A 13,965-nucleotide genomic window follows, 5' to 3' on the forward strand; every position below is an offset into this window, starting at 1 on the left:
TTCGGATGCTGGTGGTATGGCCGAAGATGCTCCTGCTTTTCGCGCCGAAAGTACCGCATGAATCAAAGACCAGGATCGTTGAATTGACGTGAGTTGGGTCCGGGCCTGTATTGGGGCTCAACGAGTTTGGCGAAGCTCAGGAGGGGTTTGCCGAACGTCCTCAAGAGTATGAAGAACTTATGGCTAAGCGTGACTATTACGAAGTGTTGGGTGTTGAGCGCGGCTCAAGCGAAGCAGACCTGAAAAAGGCCTATCGCCGTCTGGCGATGAAGCATCACCCGGACCGTAATCCCGATGACAAAGCGTCGGAAGAGCTGTTCAAAGAGGCCAACGAAGCCTACGAAGTGCTGTCCGACTCCAGCAAGCGTGCAGCGTACGACCAGTACGGTCATGCCGGCGTCGACCCGAGCATGGGTGGCGGCGGTGCAGGCTTCGGCGGTCAGAACTTCTCCGACATCTTCGGCGATGTCTTCAGTGACTTCTTCGGTGGCGGTCGCGGCGGTTCCCGTGGCGGCGCCCAGCGTGGCAGCGATTTGCGCTACACCCTGGAGCTGAACCTGGAAGAAGCGGTGCGCGGCACGACCGTGAATATCCGCGTTCCGACACTGGTCAACTGCAAGCCTTGCGATGGTTCGGGTGCCAAGAAAGGCTCGTCGCCTTCGACTTGCCCGACTTGCGGCGGCATCGGTCAGGTGCGCATGCAGCAAGGCTTCTTCTCGGTGCAGCAGACCTGCCCGCGCTGCCATGGCCAGGGCAAGATCATTTCCGATCCGTGCGATTCCTGCCACGGTGACGGTCGCGTTGAAGAGTACAAAACCCTCTCCGTCAAAGTGCCGGCCGGTGTCGACACTGGCGACCGCATTCGTCTGTCCGGCGAAGGCGAAGCGGGCACTCAGGGTGGCCCGACCGGCGACCTGTACGTGGTGATCAACGTCCGCGAACACGACATCTTCCAGCGCGACGGCAAGCACCTGTTCTGCGAAGTGCCGATCAGCTTCGTCGACGCAGCCCTGGGTGGCGAGCTGGAAATTCCGACCCTCGACGGTCGCGTCAAACTGAAGATTCCGGAAGGGACTCAGACCGGCAAGCAGTTCCGCGTACGCGGCAAAGGCGTTGCGCCAGTGCGTGGCGGTGGTGCGGGCGACCTGATGTGCCGTGTGGCTGTCGAGACGCCGGTCAATCTGAACCGTCGTCAGCGTGAACTGCTGGAAGAGTTCCGCAGCTCCTTGGCGGATGACAACAGTCACTCCCCGAAAACCACCGGTTGGTTCGACGGTGTGAAACGCTTCTTCGGCGATCTGTAAGGAGTCGGCATGCGACGTATAGCTGTGATGGGCGCTGCCGGGCGCATGGGCAAGATTCTGGTCGAGGCGGTGCAGCAACGCGCGCCGTTGACCGGTCTGACGGCCGCGATTGTCCGCCCTGGCAGTACGCTGATCGGTGTGGATGCCGGTGAGCTGGCTTCGCTGGGTCGAATCGGCGTGCCGCTGTCCGGGAATCTGGAATCGGTGGCGGAAGAGTTCGATGTGTTGATCGACTTCACCCTGCCAGAAGTCATGCTGAAAAACCTGGCCTTCTGCCGCAAGGCCGGCAAGGCGATGGTGATCGGCACGACCGGACTGGACGCTGCGCAGAAGCAGTTGCTGGCCGAGGCGGGCAAGGATATTCCGATCGTCTTCGCCGCCAACTTCAGTGTCGGCGTCAATCTGTCGCTGAAGCTGCTCGACATGGCGGCACGGGTGTTGGCGGATGATGCGGACATCGAAATCATCGAAGCCCATCACCGGCACAAGATTGATGCGCCGTCGGGTACGGCCCTGCGCATGGGTGAAGTGATTGCCAATGCGCTGGATCGTGATCTGCAGAAAGTCGCGGTCTATGGTCGTGAAGGCCACACCGGTGCTCGTGAGCGTGAAACCATCGGTTTCGCCACTGTTCGCGGCGGTGATGTGGTGGGCGATCACACGGTGCTGTTCGCCTGTGAAGGTGAGCGTCTGGAGATCACGCACAAGGCTTCGAGCCGCATGACGTTCGCCAAGGGCGCGGTGCGTGCGGCGTTGTGGCTGGATGCTCGCGAGCCTGGTTTGTACGATATGCAGGACGTGCTCGACCTGCATTGAGATGTTCTGAAGCCGGCGCAAACGCCCTGTTTGTGCCGGTTTTGCTCCGCCGAGCGACGCCCTGTCGCATTCTCCGGCCTTTCGGCCTCATTGGCGGTAGACCAAAAATCCCTTTTTCTGTAAGCTACAGCTTTAGTGTGTCCACTAAAAGCGCGCAGAATAATTCAGTGAAGAAGCGGGGTGACGTGTCCATACGTCACTCCGCTTTTTTACAACCTGCGATTGCCCTTTCATGCGTTATTTACGGGAGGTCTTCTTGACTAAGCCAGCCATACTCGCCCTTGCTGATGGCAGCATTTTTCGCGGCGAAGCCATTGGAGCCGACGGTCAGACCGTTGGTGAGGTGGTGTTCAACACCGCAATGACCGGCTATCAGGAAATCCTTACCGATCCTTCCTACGCCCAACAGATCGTTACCCTGACTTACCCGCACATCGGCAACACCGGCACCACGCCGGAAGACGCCGAGTCCGACCGCGTCTGGTCCGCTGGCCTGGTCATCCGTGACCTGCCGCTGGTAGCGAGCAACTGGCGTAACACGATGTCTCTGTCCGATTACCTGAAAGCCAACAATGTTGTGGCGATCGCCGGTATCGACACCCGCCGCCTGACCCGCATCCTGCGTGAAAAAGGCGCACAGAACGGCTGCATCATGGCCGGCGACAACATCTCCGAAGAAGCGGCCATCGCCGCGGCGCAAGGCTTCCCGGGCCTGAAGGGCATGGACCTGGCGAAAGTCGTCAGCACCAAGACCCAATACGAATGGCGCTCCACTGTCTGGGATCTGAAAACCGATAGCCACGCGACCATCGAAGCCTCCGATCTGCCTTACCACGTGGTTGCCTACGACTACGGCGTCAAGGTCAACATCCTGCGCATGCTGGTCGAGCGCGGCTGCCGCGTCACTGTCGTTCCGGCACAAACCCCGGCTGCCGACGTACTGGCTCTGAAACCGGACGGCGTGTTCCTGTCCAACGGCCCTGGTGATCCGGAGCCATGTGACTACGCGATCAAGGCAATCAAGGACGTGCTGGAAACCGAAATTCCGGTCTTCGGCATCTGCCTCGGTCACCAGCTGCTGGCTCTGGCCTCCGGCGCCAAGACCCTGAAAATGGGCCACGGTCACCACGGTGCCAACCACCCGGTTCAGGATCTGGACACTGGCGTCGTGATGATCACCAGCCAGAACCACGGTTTTGCGGTAGACGAAGAAACCCTGCCAGCCAACGTCCGCGCGATCCACAAATCGCTGTTCGACGGCACCCTGCAAGGCATCGAGCGTACCGACAAGAGCGCGTTCAGCTTCCAGGGTCACCCTGAAGCGAGCCCGGGCCCGAACGATGTTGCCCCTCTGTTTGACCGCTTCATCAACGAGATGGCCAAGCGACGCTAAGCGCTCGCCTTGAGACTGTAGCGAGAAGCCCCCCGAGGGCGGCCCCGGAACCGGCGGCCCCCTCGGGACTTCAGAAATCGATCAAGACGGCTTGCCGACTGACCTGCGGATTTGAGTGACAAACCCATGCCAAAACGTACAGACATTAAAAGCATCCTGATTCTCGGCGCTGGCCCGATCGTTATCGGCCAGGCCTGCGAATTCGACTACTCCGGCGCCCAGGCCTGTAAAGCCCTGCGCGAAGAGGGTTACCGCGTCATCCTGGTGAACTCCAACCCGGCCACCATCATGACCGACCCGGACATGGCCGACGCGACCTACATCGAGCCGATCAAGTGGCAAACCGTTGCCAAGATCATCGAAAAAGAGCGTCCGGATGCGGTGCTGCCAACCATGGGCGGCCAGACTGCTCTGAACTGCGCCCTGGACCTGGAGCGCGAAGGCGTTCTGGAGAAGTTCGGCGTAGAGATGATCGGTGCCAACGCCGACACCATCGACAAGGCTGAAGACCGCTCGCGTTTCGACAAGGCGATGAAAGCCATCGGCCTGGAATGCCCGCGTTCCGGTATCGCCCACAGCATGGAAGAAGCCAACGCGGTGCTCGAGCGCCTGGGCTTCCCGTGCATCATCCGTCCGTCCTTCACCATGGGCGGCACCGGTGGCGGTATCGCTTACAACCGTGAAGAGTTCGAAGAAATCTGCGCCCGTGGTCTGGACCTGTCGCCAACCAAAGAGCTGCTGATCGACGAATCGCTGATCGGCTGGAAAGAATATGAAATGGAAGTTGTCCGCGACAAAAAGGACAACTGCATCATCGTCTGCTCGATCGAAAACTTCGACCCGATGGGCGTGCACACCGGTGACTCGATCACCGTTGCCCCGGCTCAGACCCTGACCGACAAGGAATACCAGATCCTGCGTAACGCCTCGCTGGCGGTACTGCGCGAGATCGGCGTCGAGACCGGCGGTTCCAACGTTCAGTTCGGCATCTGCCCGGACACTGGCCGCATGGTCGTGATCGAAATGAACCCGCGTGTATCCCGCTCGTCGGCTCTGGCCTCGAAAGCCACCGGCTTCCCGATCGCCAAGATCGCGGCCAAGCTGGCAGTCGGTTACACCCTCGACGAACTGCAGAACGACATCACTGGCGGCCGTACCCCGGCGTCCTTCGAGCCGTCCATCGACTATGTCGTGACCAAGCTGCCGCGCTTCGCTTTCGAGAAGTTCGCCAACGCTGACGCGCGCCTGACCACTCAGATGAAGTCGGTCGGTGAAGTCATGGCCATCGGCCGTACCTTCCAGGAATCCCTGCAGAAAGCTCTGCGCGGTCTGGAAGTGGGTGTTTGCGGTCTGGACGAGAAGGTCGACCTGAGCAACCCGGAAAGCATGAGCGTGCTCAAGCGCGAACTGACCGTGCCGGGCGCCGAGCGTATCTGGTACGTGGCGGACGCCTTCCGCGCTGGCATGACCGTCGAAGAAATCTTCGGCATGAACATGATCGATCCGTGGTTCCTGGTACAGATCGAAGATCTGATCAAGGACGAAGAAAAGGTCAAGACCCTCGGTCTGTCCGCTATCGACCGCGACCTGATGTACAAGCTCAAGCGCAAAGGTTTCTCCGACCAGCGTCTGGCCAAGCTGCTGGGCGTCACCGAGAAGAACCTGCGCACTCACCGCCACAAGCTGGAAGTGTTCCCGGTCTACAAGCGCGTCGACACCTGCGCGGCCGAGTTCGCCACCGACACCGCCTACCTGTACTCGACCTACGAGGAAGAGTGCGAAGCTGCGCCGTCCGGTCGCGACAAGATCATCATCCTCGGCGGTGGCCCGAACCGTATCGGCCAGGGCATCGAGTTCGACTACTGCTGCGTACACGCGGCACTGGCGCTGCGCGATGACGGTTACGAGACCATCATGGTCAACTGCAACCCGGAAACCGTTTCCACTGACTACGACACTTCCGACCGTCTGTACTTCGAACCGGTGACCCTGGAAGACGTGCTGGAAATCTGCCGCGTCGAGAAGCCGAAAGGCGTGATCGTGCAGTACGGTGGCCAGACTCCTCTGAAACTGGCTCGCGCCCTGGAAGCGGCCGGCGTGCCGATCATCGGCACCAGCCCTGACGCCATCGACCGTGCCGAAGACCGTGAGCGCTTCCAGCAAATGGTTGAGCGCCTGAACCTGCGTCAGCCGCCAAACGCCACCGTGCGCAGCGAAGACGAAGCCGTTCGCGCTGCTGCGAAAATCGGTTACCCGCTGGTGGTGCGTCCGTCCTACGTACTGGGCGGCCGGGCGATGGAAATCGTCTACAAGGAAGAAGAACTCAAGCGTTACCTGCGTGACGCGGTGCAAGTGTCGAACGACAGCCCGGTGCTGCTCGACCACTTCCTCAACTGCGCCATCGAGATGGACGTGGATGCGGTCTGTGACGGTAAGGACGTAGTGATCGGCGCGATCATGCAGCACATCGAACAGGCGGGCGTTCACTCCGGTGACTCCGCGTGCTCGCTGCCGCCGTACTCGCTGCCGGCGCACATCCAGGACGAGATGCGCGAACAGGTCAAGAAAATGGCCCTGGAACTCGGCGTGGTCGGCCTGATGAACGTTCAGTTGGCGCTGCAAGGCGAAGACATCTACGTCATCGAGGTCAACCCGCGTGCTTCCCGTACCGTTCCGTTCGTGTCGAAGTGCATCGGTGTTTCCCTGGCGATGATCGCGGCTCGCGTGATGGCCGGTAAAACCCTGAAGGAAATCGGCTTCACCAAGGAAATCATTCCGAACTTCTACAGCGTGAAAGAGGCGGTGTTCCCATTCGCCAAATTCCCTGGCGTTGACCCGATCCTCGGCCCAGAGATGAAGTCCACCGGTGAAGTGATGGGCGTCGGCGACACCTTCGGCGAAGCCTTTGCCAAAGCCCAGATGGGTGCCAGCGAAGTGCTGCCGACCGGCGGTACCGCATTCATCAGCGTACGCGACGATGACAAGCCGCTGGTTGCAGGCGTGGCTCGTGATCTGATCAACTTGGGCTTCGAAGTCGTCGCCACTGCCGGCACTGCCAAGCTGATCGAAGCCGCAGGTCTGAAAGTGCGTCGTGTGAACAAGGTGACCGAGGGTCGTCCGCACGTGGTCGACATGATCAAGAATGACGAAGTCACCCTGATCATCAACACCACCGAAGGTCGCCAGTCGATCGCCGATTCCTATTCCATTCGCCGTAACGCCTTGCAGCACAAGATTTACTGCACCACCACCATTGCTGCTGGCGAAGCTATCTGTGAAGCGCTGAAGTTCGGTCCCGAGAAGACCGTACGCCGCTTGCAGGATCTACACGCAGGATTGAAGGCATGAATAAATACCCAATGACCGTCCAGGGCTCCAAGGCCCTGGAAGAAGAGCATGCTCACCTGACCAAGGTCGTTCGTCCGAAGCTCAGCCAGGACATCGGTACGGCCCGCGAGTTGGGTGACTTGAAAGAAAACGCTGAATACCATGCCGCGCGCGAACAGCAAGGTATGGTCGAGGCGCGGATCCGTGATATCGAAGGTCGCCTGCAGAACGCGGTGATCATCGATGTGACGACCATTCCGCACACCGGCAAAGTGATTTTCGGCACTACCGTCGAAATCGCCAACGTCGAGACTGATGAAAGCGTGACTTACCAGATCGTGGGTGAGGACGAGGCGGACATCAAACTCGGCAAGATTTCGGTCGGCTCGCCGATCGCTCGCGCCTTGATTGCCAAGGAAGAGGGCGATACGGTCGTCGTGAAAACGCCAGGTGGCGATATCGAGTACGAGATTGTCGAAGTCCGTCACATCTGAGGGTGGGCGCCCGCTGCATGCGGGCGCGATGCTCTGGCAACTGGCCCAGATGTTGTGGGTCGGTGGCCTGTGGTTGGTACATCTCGGTCTGCGGCCGGTGCTGGGTCAAATTGGCCTGGCGCCGCTGCTGATCGATGAGGTTGCAAGTACGTTTGAAGTGGCGGTGGTGGGTTTTGCCGTCGCGTGCGTGATATTTCAGGCCTTGGTGCTGTTACAGGCCGAGGGCCTTGCCAGTCTATGGCGGGATTTTCGCGGGCAGGTGTTGCTGATGGCGTTGTATGCGTGTGCGATGTTTGTCGCAGTGCGTGTCGGCTGGCCGGATGCGCAGCGCTGGCAGGTGTTCAGCTTTCTTGTGTTGGGTTTTTCCGGGTTGGTGCTGGTATTGCAGCCGGTGCCGGGATGGAGTGGCAGGGTGCGCGAAGCACACCCTTGACCCTTGCCATCACTTGAAGCGATGGACGTTCGACAGCTGCTTGTTGACGCTGAAGTTCTTGCGGTAAATCAGTGCCATCTTGCCGATGACTTGAACCAGATCGGCCTTGCCGGTCTTGCACAGCTCTGCAACGGACGCCAGGCGCGCCTCGCGATCGAGAATGTTGAGCTTGATCTTGATCAGCTCGTGATCTGCCAATGCGCGTTCGAGTTCGGCTAAAACACCCTCAGTCAAACCGTTGTCAGCCACAGTCAGAACTGGTTTCAGGTGGTGGCCAATGGATTTGTACTGTTTCTTCTGCTCTGGAGTGAGCGGCATAATCTGACCCTTTCGTCTGGATTCTGTAAAATGGCGGCCATTTTACCCGAGGGCTCGTGGATCCGCCCAATTAATCACGACCCTAATCAACGAGGTGCCCAATGGCGCGTTCCAAGACAAGCCTTGGTTGGCTGAAAAGACATGTCAATGATCCCTATGTGAAGCAAGCGCAGAAGGACGGCTATCGTTCGCGTGCGAGTTACAAGCTTCTGGAGATCCAGGAGAAATACAAACTGATCCGTCCGGGCATGAACGTCGTCGACCTGGGCGCGGCGCCTGGCGGCTGGTCGCAGGTCACCAGCCGGCTGATCGGTGGTCAGGGGCGACTGATCGCCTCGGACATCCTGGAAATGGACAGCATTCCGGACGTCACTTTCATCCAGGGTGACTTCACCGAGGACGCAGTGCTCGCTCAGATCCTTGAGGCTGTGGGTAATTCGCAGGTGGACCTTGTGATTTCCGATATGGCCCCCAATATGAGTGGTACGCCTGAAGTGGACATGCCAAAAGCCATGTTCCTTTGCGAGCTGGCGCTTGATCTGGCGGAACGGATACTCAAGCCGGGTGGCAATTTCGTGATCAAGATTTTTCAGGGCGAAGGGTTCGACGTTTACCTGAAGGATGCTCGCAAGAAGTTCGACAAGATCCAGATGATCAAGCCGGACTCCTCTCGTGGCAGCTCTCGCGAGCAGTACATGCTGGCTTGGGGCTACCGCGGTCGTAGCGAGTAAAACGAGGTTTTTTGGCGGGGTGATAGGTTTTTCGTATTTCGCCCCGCGCGCATAAGCGAATATTGTGTAGAAAGTGTTTCACAAAGGGTTACAGACGGCGCCTGCCAGAGCTGTAGGTAATGTAGTAAGTTAGGCCGGTGAATATCATGCGAAGCGCGCGCCAGTAGCGGAGCTTGCTTCAGAGGGTAGTTAATTGAACGATATGGCAAAGAATCTGATCCTGTGGTTGATCATCGCGGCTGTCCTGGTGACGGTGATGAACAACTTCTCCAGCCCTAACGAGCCGCAGACCCTCAACTATTCCGACTTCATCCAGCAGGTCAAGGATGGCAAGGTCGAACGCGTGGCCGTCGACGGCTATGTGATTACCGGCAAACGCAACGATGGCGACAGCTTCAAGACCATTCGTCCGGCAATCCAGGACAATGGTTTGATCGGCGATCTGGTCGACAACCACGTTGTTGTCGAAGGCAAGCAGCCTGAGCAGCAAAGCATCTGGACCCAGCTTCTGGTGGCCAGCTTCCCGATCCTGGTGATCATCGCGGTGTTCATGTTCTTCATGCGCCAGATGCAGGGCGGTGCGGGCGGCAAGGGCGGGCCGATGAGCTTTGGCAAGAGCAAGGCGCGTCTGCTGTCCGAAGATCAGGTGAAAACCACCCTGGCTGACGTTGCCGGTTGCGACGAAGCCAAGGAAGAAGTGGGCGAGCTGGTCGAGTTCCTGCGTGATCCGGGCAAGTTCCAGCGTCTGGGCGGTCGCATTCCTCGCGGCGTGCTGATGGTCGGTCCTCCGGGTACCGGTAAAACCTTGCTGGCCAAGGCGATTGCCGGCGAAGCCAAGGTGCCGTTCTTCACCATTTCCGGTTCCGACTTCGTCGAAATGTTTGTCGGTGTCGGTGCCAGCCGCGTTCGTGACATGTTCGAACAGGCCAAGAAACACGCTCCATGCATTATCTTCATCGACGAGATCGACGCCGTGGGTCGCCATCGTGGCGCCGGTATGGGCGGTGGTCACGACGAGCGCGAACAGACTCTCAACCAGTTGCTGGTGGAGATGGACGGTTTCGAAATGAATGACGGCATCATCGTCATCGCCGCAACCAACCGTCCTGATGTACTGGACCCGGCTCTGCTGCGTCCGGGTCGTTTCGACCGTCAGGTGGTGGTCGGCTTGCCGGACATCCGTGGTCGCGAGCAGATCCTCAAGGTTCACATGCGTAAGGTGCCAATGGGTGACGATGTTGCTCCGGCCGTTATCGCGCGTGGTACTCCGGGCTTCTCCGGTGCCGATCTGGCGAACCTGGTCAACGAGGCTTCGCTGTTCGCTGCCCGTGCCGGCAAGCGAATCGTCGAAATGAAGGAATTCGAACTGGCCAAAGACAAGATCATGATGGGCGCGGAGCGCAAATCCATGGTCATGTCCGAGAAGGAAAAGCAGAACACCGCTTATCACGAGGCTGGCCACGCCATTGTTGGTCGCGTCGTGCCCGAGCATGATCCGGTCTACAAGGTGTCGATTATCCCGCGCGGTCGTGCGCTGGGTGTGACAATGTTCCTGCCGGAAGAAGATCGCTACAGCCTGTCCAAGCGTGCGCTGATCAGTCAGATCTGCTCGCTGTACGGCGGCCGTATTGCTGAAGAGATGACTTTGGGCTTCGACGGTGTGACCACGGGGGCCTCCAACGACATCATGCGTGCGAGTCAGATTGCGCGGAACATGGTGACCAAATGGGGCCTGTCGGAAAAGCTCGGTCCGTTGATGTACGCCGAAGAAGAGGGTGAAGTATTCCTCGGTCGCGGCGGTGGTGGTCAGAATGCCAGCTTCTCCGGTGAGACAGCCAAGCTGATCGACTCCGAAGTACGCAGCATCATCGATCAGTGCTACGGCACCGCCAAGCAGATCCTTACGGACAATCGCGACAAGCTCGATGCGATGGCGGATGCCCTGATGAAGTACGAGACGATCGATGCCGAGCAGATCGACGACATCATGGCCGGTCGTACACCTCGCGAGCCTCGCGACTGGTCGGGCGGTACCGGTACTGGCACGCCTCCTGTCATTCAGGGCGAGCGTCCGGAAACACCGATTGGCGGCCCGGCTGCCGACGTTTAAGGTTTGAAATGACTTCTGTACAGTCCCTGACCCGGTTGCCTTGCGGCAACCGGGTTCTTGATTTGGCCCGGACGCATGTCATGGGCATTCTCAATGTCACTCCCGATTCTTTTTCCGACGGTGGCCGATACAGCCAGCTCGATGCGGCCTTGCGTCATGCCGAAGCCATGGTTGCGGCGGGTGCAACGCTGATCGATGTGGGCGGGGAGTCAACCCGGCCCGGCGCGCGGGCGGTTTCTCCATTGGAGGAGCTGGAGCGTGTCGCTCCCGTCGTCGAGCTGATCAACCGCGAACTGGATGTGGTCATATCGGTCGATACGTCCACTCCGGCGGTCATGCGCGAAACGGCGCGGTTGGGTGCCGGTTTGATCAACGATGTTCGTTCGCTACGGCGGGATGGTGCGCTGGATGCCGCTGCTGCCACCGGGTTGCCTGTATGCCTGATGCATATGCTCGGCGAGCCTGGCGACATGCAGGATGACCCGCGTTACCAGGATGTCACCCGTGAAGTGGGTGAGTTTCTTGCCGAACGCATGGCTCAGTGTGAGTTGGCAGGTATTCCGGCCGAGCGGATCATTCTTGATCCGGGTTTCGGCTTCGCCAAAACCCTGCAGCACAATCTAAGCTTGTTCAAGCATATGGAAGCCCTGCATGCGCTGGGGCGGCCACTGTTGGTGGGCGTTTCGCGCAAAAGCATGATCGGTCATGCATTGAATCGCCCGGTGGGTGAGCGTCTATACGGTGGTTTGGCACTGGCTGCACTGGCGTCGGTGAAAGGTGCGCGTATATTGCGCGTCCATGATGTGGCGGAAACGGTGGACGTGGTGCGAATGCTCGCAGCCGTGGAATCAGCCGAATAAGAATGATGGAGCACTTATGAGCAAGAAATATTTTGGTACTGACGGCATTCGTGGTCGCGTCGGGGAATATCCGATTACTCCTGACTTCATGCTCAAACTCGGCTGGGCTGCCGGTATGGCCTTTCGCAAGATGGGTGCCTGCAAGGTGCTGGTCGGGAAGGACACGCGGATTTCCGGCTACATGTTCGAATCGGCCCTTGAAGCTGGCCTGACATCCGCAGGTGCCGATGTGATGCTGCTGGGCCCGATGCCGACTCCGGCAATTGCCTACCTGTCGCGTACATTTCAGGCCGAGGCCGGAATCGTGATCAGCGCATCGCACAACCCGCATGACGATAACGGCATCAAGTTTTTCTCCGGCAGAGGTACCAAGCTGCCGGATGAGTTGGAGTTGATGATCGAAGAGCTGCTCGACACCCCTATGACGGTCGTCGAGTCGAGCAAGATCGGCAAGGTCTCGCGAATCAACGATGCTTCCGGTCGATATATTGAATTCTGCAAAAGCAGCGTACCGACCAACACCAGTTTTGCCGGTCTCAAGATCGTCATCGACTGTGCGCATGGAGCAACCTACAAGGTCGCACCTAGCGTTTTTCGCGAGCTGGGCGCCGAAGTCGTGGTGCTGTCTGCGCAGCCTAACGGTCTGAACATCAACGATAACTGTGGCTCCACTCATATGGGGCAGTTGCAGGCGGCGGTGCTGTCCGAGCACGCTGACCTTGGGATCGCATTCGATGGCGACGGCGACCGGGTTTTGATGGTTGATCACACGGGTGCGATTGTTGACGGCGATGAGCTGATCTTCATTATTGCGCGCGATCTGCATGAGCGAGGCAAGTTGCAGGGCGGTGTGGTCGGTACGCTGATGAGTAATCTGGGGCTGGAGCTGGCTCTGGCGGATCTGGGGATTCCTTTTGTCCGGGCAAATGTCGGCGACCGCTATGTGATTGCCGAATTGCTGGAGCGCGATTGGCTGATCGGGGGCGAGAACTCCGGACATGTTGTCTGCTTCAATCACACGACGACTGGCGATGCGATCATCGCGGCGTTGCAGGTTTTGATGGCGTTGAAAGCCCGTAACGAAGGTTTGGCGCAAACTCGCCAGGCCCTGCGCAAGTGTCCTCAGGTGCTTATCAATGTGCGTTTCGGTGGTGGCGACAGCCCGCTTGAACATCCGGCTGTCAAGGAAGCCAGCAAGCGTGTGACCGAGGCGATGGCGGGTCGTGGTCGTGTGCTTTTGCGCAAGTCCGGGACAGAGCCTCTGGTGCGTGTGATGGTCGAAGGCGAGGACGAAACTCAGGTTCGTGGCTATGCCGAAGAACTGGCAAAACTGGTAACTGAAGTTTCTGCCTGATTCGGCTTGCCAGCCATGATTGTGTTGGGTAACATCTGCGCCCACTTTGACCGACGAGGTACAGCATGCGTCGCCCTATGGTAGCTGGTAACTGGAAGATGCACGGTACCCGCGCCAGCGTCGCTGAGCTGATCAACGGCCTTCGTCATCTGGCCTTGCCAAGCGGTGTTGATGTCGCGGTATTCCCGCCTTGCTTGTATATCAATCAAGTGATTGATGGCTTGAAAGGTAAATCGATTTCGGTCGGTGCGCAGAACTCTGCGGTGGAATCCATGCAAGGTGCGTTGACGGGCGAGATTGCGCCGAGTCAGTTGGTGGATGCAGGTTGTTCCCTGGTGCTTGTCGGGCACTCCGAGCGCCGCCAGATCATGGGCGAGCGAGACGGAATGCTGAATCGCAAGTTCGCAGCGGCACAGGCGTGTGGCTTGATTCCGGTGTTGTGTGTAGGGGAGACCCTGGAGCAACGTGAAGCCGGAAAAACTCTTGAAGTTGTCGGGCGTCAGCTGGGCAGCATCATCGAGGAGCTGGGTGTCGGTGCTTTTGCCAACGCAGTGATCGCTTACGAGCCGGTTTGGGCGATTGGCACCGGGCTGACTGCAACGCCGCAACAGGCTCAGGATGTGCATAAAGCCATTCGCGAGCAGTTGGCGGCAGAGAATTCTGAAGTGGCACGAGGTGTGCGGCTTCTATACGGCGGCAGCGTGAAGGCGGCCAATGCGGTCGAACTGTTCGGCATGCCGGATATCGATGGGGGGCTCATTGGTGGAGCTTCCCTGAATGCAGATGAGTTCGGTGCGATTTGTCGCGCCGCGGGAAACTGAAAAA

The 13,965-nt window shown here is 59.0% G+C and carries 12 protein-coding genes; 11 read left to right on the top strand and 1 reads right to left on the bottom strand.

Annotated elements, in window-relative coordinates; translation table 11 throughout:
* The first annotated feature begins 179 nt into the window (after positions 1-179).
* The 6 genes from dnaJ (at position 180) to LOY31_RS03965 (ending at position 7,767) form a co-directional block, all read left to right on the top strand.
* Positions 180-1,304 (top strand): molecular chaperone DnaJ, encoded by a 1,125-nt coding sequence (gene dnaJ / locus LOY31_RS03940; protein ID WP_007953765.1) that lies wholly within the window; start codon positions 180-182, stop codon positions 1,302-1,304.
* Between the two features lie 9 nt (positions 1,305-1,313).
* Positions 1,314-2,120, top strand: a complete 807-nt coding sequence (gene dapB / locus LOY31_RS03945) for a 4-hydroxy-tetrahydrodipicolinate reductase (protein WP_221534408.1) — start codon at positions 1,314-1,316, stop codon at positions 2,118-2,120.
* 256 nt (positions 2,121-2,376) lie between these two features.
* Positions 2,377-3,513 (top strand): glutamine-hydrolyzing carbamoyl-phosphate synthase small subunit, encoded by a 1,137-nt coding sequence (carA, locus tag LOY31_RS03950; protein WP_258712889.1) that lies wholly within the window; start codon positions 2,377-2,379, stop codon positions 3,511-3,513.
* 126 nt (positions 3,514-3,639) lie between these two features.
* Entirely contained in the window at positions 3,640-6,861 is a 3,222-nt protein-coding gene (gene carB, locus LOY31_RS03955) for a carbamoyl-phosphate synthase large subunit (RefSeq protein WP_007953758.1), read from the top strand.
* The gene (gene greA / locus LOY31_RS03960; protein ID WP_007953757.1) at positions 6,858-7,334 is read left to right on the top strand and encodes a transcription elongation factor GreA; all 477 of its coding nucleotides are present in this window, start codon (positions 6,858-6,860) and stop codon (positions 7,332-7,334) included. Before carB ends, greA begins: the two co-directional genes overlap by 4 nt.
* A 28-nt stretch (positions 7,335-7,362) precedes the next feature.
* Positions 7,363-7,767: an MFS transporter gene (locus tag LOY31_RS03965; protein ID WP_127796890.1), complete on the top strand. Its 405-nt coding sequence runs from the start codon at positions 7,363-7,365 to the stop codon at positions 7,765-7,767.
* Positions 7,768-7,776: 9 nt separating this feature from the next.
* Here LOY31_RS03965 and LOY31_RS03970 read toward each other — a convergent pair whose 3' ends face one another.
* Entirely contained in the window at positions 7,777-8,085 is a 309-nt protein-coding gene (locus tag LOY31_RS03970; RefSeq protein WP_007953753.1) for a YhbY family RNA-binding protein, read from the bottom strand.
* A 101-nt stretch (positions 8,086-8,186) separates the two neighbouring features.
* On the opposite strand from LOY31_RS03970, the gene rlmE reads away from it, so the two are divergent.
* The 5 genes from rlmE to tpiA all read left to right on the top strand — a co-directional run bounded on the left by rlmE (position 8,187) and on the right by tpiA (position 13,961).
* The gene (rlmE, locus tag LOY31_RS03975; protein ID WP_007953751.1) at positions 8,187-8,816 is read left to right on the top strand and encodes a 23S rRNA (uridine(2552)-2'-O)-methyltransferase RlmE; all 630 of its coding nucleotides are present in this window, start codon (positions 8,187-8,189) and stop codon (positions 8,814-8,816) included.
* 202 nt (positions 8,817-9,018) lie between these two features.
* Positions 9,019-10,926, top strand: coding sequence for an ATP-dependent zinc metalloprotease FtsH (gene ftsH, locus LOY31_RS03980; RefSeq protein ID WP_011332403.1), 1,908 nt, complete (start codon positions 9,019-9,021; stop codon positions 10,924-10,926).
* A gap of 8 nt (positions 10,927-10,934) precedes the next feature.
* On the top strand, positions 10,935-11,786 hold the full coding sequence (folP, locus tag LOY31_RS03985; RefSeq protein ID WP_045121717.1) for a dihydropteroate synthase: 852 nt from the start codon (positions 10,935-10,937) through the stop codon (positions 11,784-11,786).
* Positions 11,787-11,802: 16 nt separating this feature from the next.
* A complete protein-coding gene (gene glmM, locus LOY31_RS03990) occupies positions 11,803-13,140 on the top strand; it encodes a phosphoglucosamine mutase (protein WP_258712890.1) in 1,338 nt (445 codons plus the stop codon).
* A gap of 65 nt (positions 13,141-13,205) precedes the next feature.
* On the top strand, positions 13,206-13,961 hold the full coding sequence (gene tpiA, locus LOY31_RS03995) for a triose-phosphate isomerase (RefSeq protein ID WP_007953744.1): 756 nt from the start codon (positions 13,206-13,208) through the stop codon (positions 13,959-13,961).
* Positions 13,962-13,965 lie beyond the last annotated feature (4 nt).

The organism is Pseudomonas sp. B21-021 (genome assembly GCF_024749205.1).
Classification (GTDB): domain Bacteria; phylum Pseudomonadota; class Gammaproteobacteria; order Pseudomonadales; family Pseudomonadaceae; genus Aquipseudomonas; species Aquipseudomonas paraglycinae.

What these genes read in the sequence shown, in the direction of transcription:
- dnaJ (WP_007953765.1), top strand. Translation starts at nt 180, where the DNA reads ATGGCTAAGCGTGACTATTACGAAGTGTTGGGTGTTGAGCGCGGCTCA.
- dapB (WP_221534408.1), top strand. Translation starts at nt 1,314, where the DNA reads ATGCGACGTATAGCTGTGATGGGCGCTGCCGGGCGCATGGGCAAGATT.
- carB (WP_007953758.1), top strand. Translation starts at nt 3,640, where the DNA reads ATGCCAAAACGTACAGACATTAAAAGCATCCTGATTCTCGGCGCTGGC.
- greA (WP_007953757.1), top strand. Translation starts at nt 6,858, where the DNA reads ATGAATAAATACCCAATGACCGTCCAGGGCTCCAAGGCCCTGGAAGAA.
- LOY31_RS03965 (WP_127796890.1), top strand. Translation starts at nt 7,363, where the DNA reads ATGCTCTGGCAACTGGCCCAGATGTTGTGGGTCGGTGGCCTGTGGTTG.
- LOY31_RS03970 (WP_007953753.1), bottom strand. Translation starts at nt 8,085, where the DNA reads ATGCCGCTCACTCCAGAGCAGAAGAAACAGTACAAATCCATTGGCCAC.
- rlmE (WP_007953751.1), top strand. Translation starts at nt 8,187, where the DNA reads ATGGCGCGTTCCAAGACAAGCCTTGGTTGGCTGAAAAGACATGTCAAT.
- ftsH (WP_011332403.1), top strand. Translation starts at nt 9,019, where the DNA reads ATGGCAAAGAATCTGATCCTGTGGTTGATCATCGCGGCTGTCCTGGTG.
- folP (WP_045121717.1), top strand. Translation starts at nt 10,935, where the DNA reads ATGACTTCTGTACAGTCCCTGACCCGGTTGCCTTGCGGCAACCGGGTT.
- glmM (WP_258712890.1), top strand. Translation starts at nt 11,803, where the DNA reads ATGAGCAAGAAATATTTTGGTACTGACGGCATTCGTGGTCGCGTCGGG.
- tpiA (WP_007953744.1), top strand. Translation starts at nt 13,206, where the DNA reads ATGCGTCGCCCTATGGTAGCTGGTAACTGGAAGATGCACGGTACCCGC.